Origin of the sequence: Rubritalea sp. (assembly GCF_039830215.1) — a bacterium.
GTDB lineage: Bacteria > Verrucomicrobiota > Verrucomicrobiia > Verrucomicrobiales > Akkermansiaceae > Rubritalea.
In genome coordinates, this window is the sequence record NZ_JBDOPO010000014.1 from 1 (window position 1) to 3,950 (window position 3,950).

The following is a 3,950-nucleotide window of genomic DNA, read 5'->3' on the forward strand; positions in this document are numbered from 1 at the left end:
GCGTTGTTGACCACCATGATCGAGAACATAAAAATCCTAACGCTAAACCAGCAGGGACAGCCATCGACATAGCAATGAAAGCGTAGCGGATCGTGGTGAGAAGAGCTTCTAGGGTTCTGCCAATAAAAGTTTGGCTGTCACTCGGTAAGCTAGGATTCTGGTCGACCAACGCAGGGGCTAAAGCTGCTGAGAAAAATGTGTGAGCTGCAGCATATGGGTCGGCACTGTTAGGCAGTTGGTTAAAATCGGAGCCAAGTTTTGATAGGCACACGAAAAGAAGACACAGGAAACCAATCACTGTCGCCCTACGCCAACTCCAAAGTGGAGGCCTGAGTCGCTCAGCACTAGCCATTATCAAGTTGATATAGTGCGCTGAAATCTTTATCAGTAAAGTCGCTAGACTTACCGTCGAACACCACTTTGCCTTCTCGCATACCTACGAGCCTTGGGAAAAATGTTTTTGCGTACTCAAGGTTGTGCAAAGAACAAATGAGTGTGAGCGTGTGCTTTGTTGCCATTTGAGTGAGGCAGTCCAGTAGCGCATGTGCACGTGATGGATCAACAGCTGAAACAGGTTCGTCTGCGAGTATTAGCGAAGCCTCTTGGTAGAGAGCACGTGCTATAGCTACTCGCTGTTGTTGTCCTCCTGAGAGTGAGTCGGTCCGATGAAAGAGCTTCTCCGGTATCCCCACTTCTTGGAGTATGTCTCTGACAAGGTTGAGCTTCGTGGTCGAGGGGATGAGAGTATCTTTGATGCTTCCGAGCAAATGTGTGCTGCCAATCTGTCCTAACATGACGTTTTGGCTGACCTTTAGGTTTGGGACAAGAGCAAGGTCTTGGGGGATGTACGCTATATCACAGCGTTGGTTTTTTAGGCATTTGCTGCTGAGTGATCTCATTGACCTACTATCGAGCCAGTAATCGCCTGTATCTAATCTGTATTCTGTAGCTAGGACACGTAGAAGCGAACTCTTGCCGGAGCCAGACGGTCCAATGAGGGCAATCTGTTCACCTTTGTCGATCGTGAGCTCACAGTTATGGAGGGCATGTGTAGATCCAAAGCTAAGGTTGGCGTTTTCGAGTTTGATCATAAGAAAAAATGCCAGTCTAACCATGAGTGGTTAGCTGGCATGATAGTAACAAAATTATTATTTACTGAAACTAACTTTACTCATAACTGAGGCAATTCCATCGAATGTCTCGTTGTTGACTTCAACTAGCTTTTCGCGCTGGAGTGCATCGAGAGCAGACTTGTCATCACATTCGACGAGCGCTTTTTGAAGCTTAGCAATAAATCCTTCACCAAACTGTTCATTAAGGATTGGGTGAGCAGTCATGTTGTAATCTGCGTATGTAGGGGTTTCCCAGATCACGAGGCACTTCTCTTTATCAAGTGTGCCGTTAGCGATACCCTTCTCGTAGGTCTTAAAGTTAAGAGCACCGACTTGGAATGTGCCATTGTTCACGAGTTCAGCAGTCTTGTCATGAGAACCTGAAAAGCCAAAGTCACTTGTGAAGAAATCTTGAGGAGATTTCTCAGAAGCTTCCATGATGAAATGTGTTGGCATGATGCAGCCTGAAGTGGAATTCTGGCTGCCATAAGTAAATTTTAGGTCCTTGATGGCAGCTGGAAAGGACTCTGAACGAGTGAGGCCAGTTGAGGTGTGCGCGATGAAGTACGATTTAAATTCAAGGTCTGCAGAACCTGCTACAATGGCTTGAGCTCCTTTTACTGCCTGCCTAGCTTGCACGCCGGTGACACCGCCAAACCAGCCTAGCTGGATGTCGCCACCTTTGAATTTCTGCACGGATGCGCCATAATTTGGTGACGCCACAAATTCGACTTTGATGCCAAGTTCTTTTGTGAGGTAGTCCGCCACTGGCTGATAGCGAGCAGCTTGACCGGTGGTGTCTGAGTCAGGAATAGCTGAGAAGCGAAGCACAGCATTGCTTTGTGTTTCTTGATTCGTGGACTCTTCAGTATTTGAATTACAAGAAGAGAGTGCTGTTAGGGCTGCAACTCCTAAGAGTGCTGGCATCGTAACTAGTTTCATATTAGATTAATTGGGTTGTATTGCTTAGGCCGAGTATGATCGGCTATATCGTCGATAAAGTGGGGGTATTCCGCAGCTTCGTCTAGTAAAAAGAGTGCACTAGCATAGGGCTCTATTCGACAAAGAAAAAGCGCCCAACTACTTGTAGTTGGGCGCTTTTTTATAGACTCGATTAACTAGTGAAGTGATTAGAATCTCTGAGTACGAACGTGACTATAGTATCCCTCAGCACCAAGAATAGGTGGGAACTCAGAAAGACCGTCGTGTACGTTCATTTCAATACGGTTGTCTACACCGCATTTCATGTATGGCTGCTTGAATGTGCCGTGGAATGTTGGACAGCTGAAGGTGAATACTTCATAGAAACCATAACCGATGCGGCGGAATGCTCGGCTAGTACCATCTACGAGACCATAGGTGTATCCAGCTTTACGACCATAAGTTTCGTTCTTGCGAACGATTTGCTCTGGGATTTCAGTGAGGCCGAAAAGGATGTTAGAAAGACCACGTCCTAGCTTGCGGCTAGATGTGTAGGTGGATCCTGGAGGTGCTTGAATATCTGCATAGCTGCAGGTGGCTGTCAGGAGAATTGCTGTTGCGGAAAGTAGGATTTTTCTCATGTTGGATTTATATTGAACTTAGATTGTGGCGAATGACAATGTAAAAATTTAGAAACTAAAGATATGTTAAGTAGTTTTGTTAGCCGTTGACTTTATCTAGGCCTCGCTTGGCCCTATCTTGTATACGATCTGTGTGTTCGCTACCAGTGAAGAATTTGAGTACAGGGACTGACCAGTCAGCTTTAGCATTTGCAGCAGCAGAGATTATCATACTTTTTTGGCTGTCTGTAGTATCGCATTCGGAGAGGATGAGCCAACGGTTAGCTAGTTCAGCATTGTCGTGACGGCGATCAGCGCTGAGAAGAGCAATGGCACTCTTAAAGATGCTATTTTTCGCTGCCACAGTGTCTTCTCCTTCGAAGGCATCGACGAGAGCGTCAAATGGCTGATCATTAGGCCAAGCTCCAAATGCCGTGGCTGCAGCAATTCTCTCGATGGTGTTGTCACTAGCTAAGCTTTCTGTAATTGTTTCCTTAGCGATGTCGGTACCTGTACTACCTAGCAAGCGGATCATTGACTGTTTGTAATTTTTATCGATAGAGGCATCAAAGGCTTCAGCTAGTAGTAGCGCTAGATTTTCTTTGTTACTGCTCTTGCTGACTACATTTTTTAATGCTTTTTCAGCTGAATTACGTACCGCAGGGTTTTTGGTTGCTCCTAGAATTGAGATGAAACTGGTGAAGTTCTCTTCTTCAACAGTTTTGTTAGCTGCGTCGATTGCTAGCTGAGATGCTGGGTGATCGGGGCGTTGAGTTGCCCATTTGAGGAGGCCTTTTATGGCACCTTGGTCACCCCGCTTTCCAATGACAATGGCAAGGTTCTTTCTATCTTCTTCGCCAAATCCAGCGGAAGTGGCATAATCAAGCACTAGCTTATCAATGGAGTAATCTCCCTGGGCTTGAGAGATGACAATGCGTTGAAAAATAGCATGTCTGTTGGAGATGGTATCATCAGCAAGTGTGTCCAAAAGTAGGGTGAGCTCTTCTTCCGTAGTAGGAATGTCTCGGGCTTTGCGATCCGTAACTTGTTGAACGAGTTTGTTAAACCTTAAAGCTTCGTTATTGGATGAAGTTCTGGACAAGACAAAACAACCGCATATGACGATTGCGACACCTAGGCTGGCTGAGATCATAATCTTTTGCTTACTGCTCAGCCCTTTCTTGGTTGCTGTAAGTTTAGGTGAGATTTGAGGAGTGACTACAGGTGCAGTTGAGTTTACAGGTGCTGTTGACGTTACAGGTGCAGTTGGAGTTACAGGTGCTGTTGGGGTTACAGG

Annotated in this window: 4 protein-coding genes and 1 pseudogene; all 5 read right to left on the bottom strand. The window is 45.9% G+C overall.

Annotated elements, in window-relative coordinates; genetic code table 11:
* On the bottom strand, window positions 1–352 hold a 352-nt coding region (locus tag ABGY95_RS00505; protein ID WP_347439722.1), incomplete at its 3' end, for a hypothetical protein.
* Window positions 345–1,091, bottom strand: coding sequence for an ATP-binding cassette domain-containing protein (locus tag ABGY95_RS00510; protein WP_347439723.1), 747 nt, complete (start codon window positions 1,089–1,091; stop codon window positions 345–347). The genes ABGY95_RS00510 and ABGY95_RS00505, both read right to left, overlap by 8 nt.
* Window positions 1,092–1,148: 57 nt before the next feature.
* On the bottom strand, window positions 1,149–2,054 hold the full coding sequence (locus tag ABGY95_RS00515; RefSeq protein ID WP_347439724.1) for a putative selenate ABC transporter substrate-binding protein: 906 nt from the start codon (window positions 2,052–2,054) through the stop codon (window positions 1,149–1,151).
* A 188-nt stretch (window positions 2,055–2,242) separates the two neighbouring features.
* Window positions 2,243–2,674 carry an exosortase system-associated protein, TIGR04073 family gene (locus ABGY95_RS00520; RefSeq protein WP_347439725.1) on the bottom strand — a complete coding sequence of 144 codons (432 nt, stop codon included), beginning with the start codon at window positions 2,672–2,674 and terminating at the stop codon, window positions 2,243–2,245.
* A 79-nt stretch (window positions 2,675–2,753) separates the two neighbouring features.
* Window positions 2,754–3,950, bottom strand: a pseudogene (locus tag ABGY95_RS00525) (hypothetical protein); the annotation flags it as partial.

Excerpts from the sequence above, each read along its gene's own strand:
- ABGY95_RS00515 (WP_347439724.1), bottom strand. The coding sequence starts at position 2,054 with ATGAAACTAGTTACGATGCCAGCACTCTTAGGAGTTGCAGCCCTAACA.
- ABGY95_RS00510 (WP_347439723.1), bottom strand. The coding sequence starts at position 1,091 with ATGATCAAACTCGAAAACGCCAACCTTAGCTTTGGATCTACACATGCC.
- ABGY95_RS00520 (WP_347439725.1), bottom strand. The coding sequence starts at position 2,674 with ATGAGAAAAATCCTACTTTCCGCAACAGCAATTCTCCTGACAGCCACC.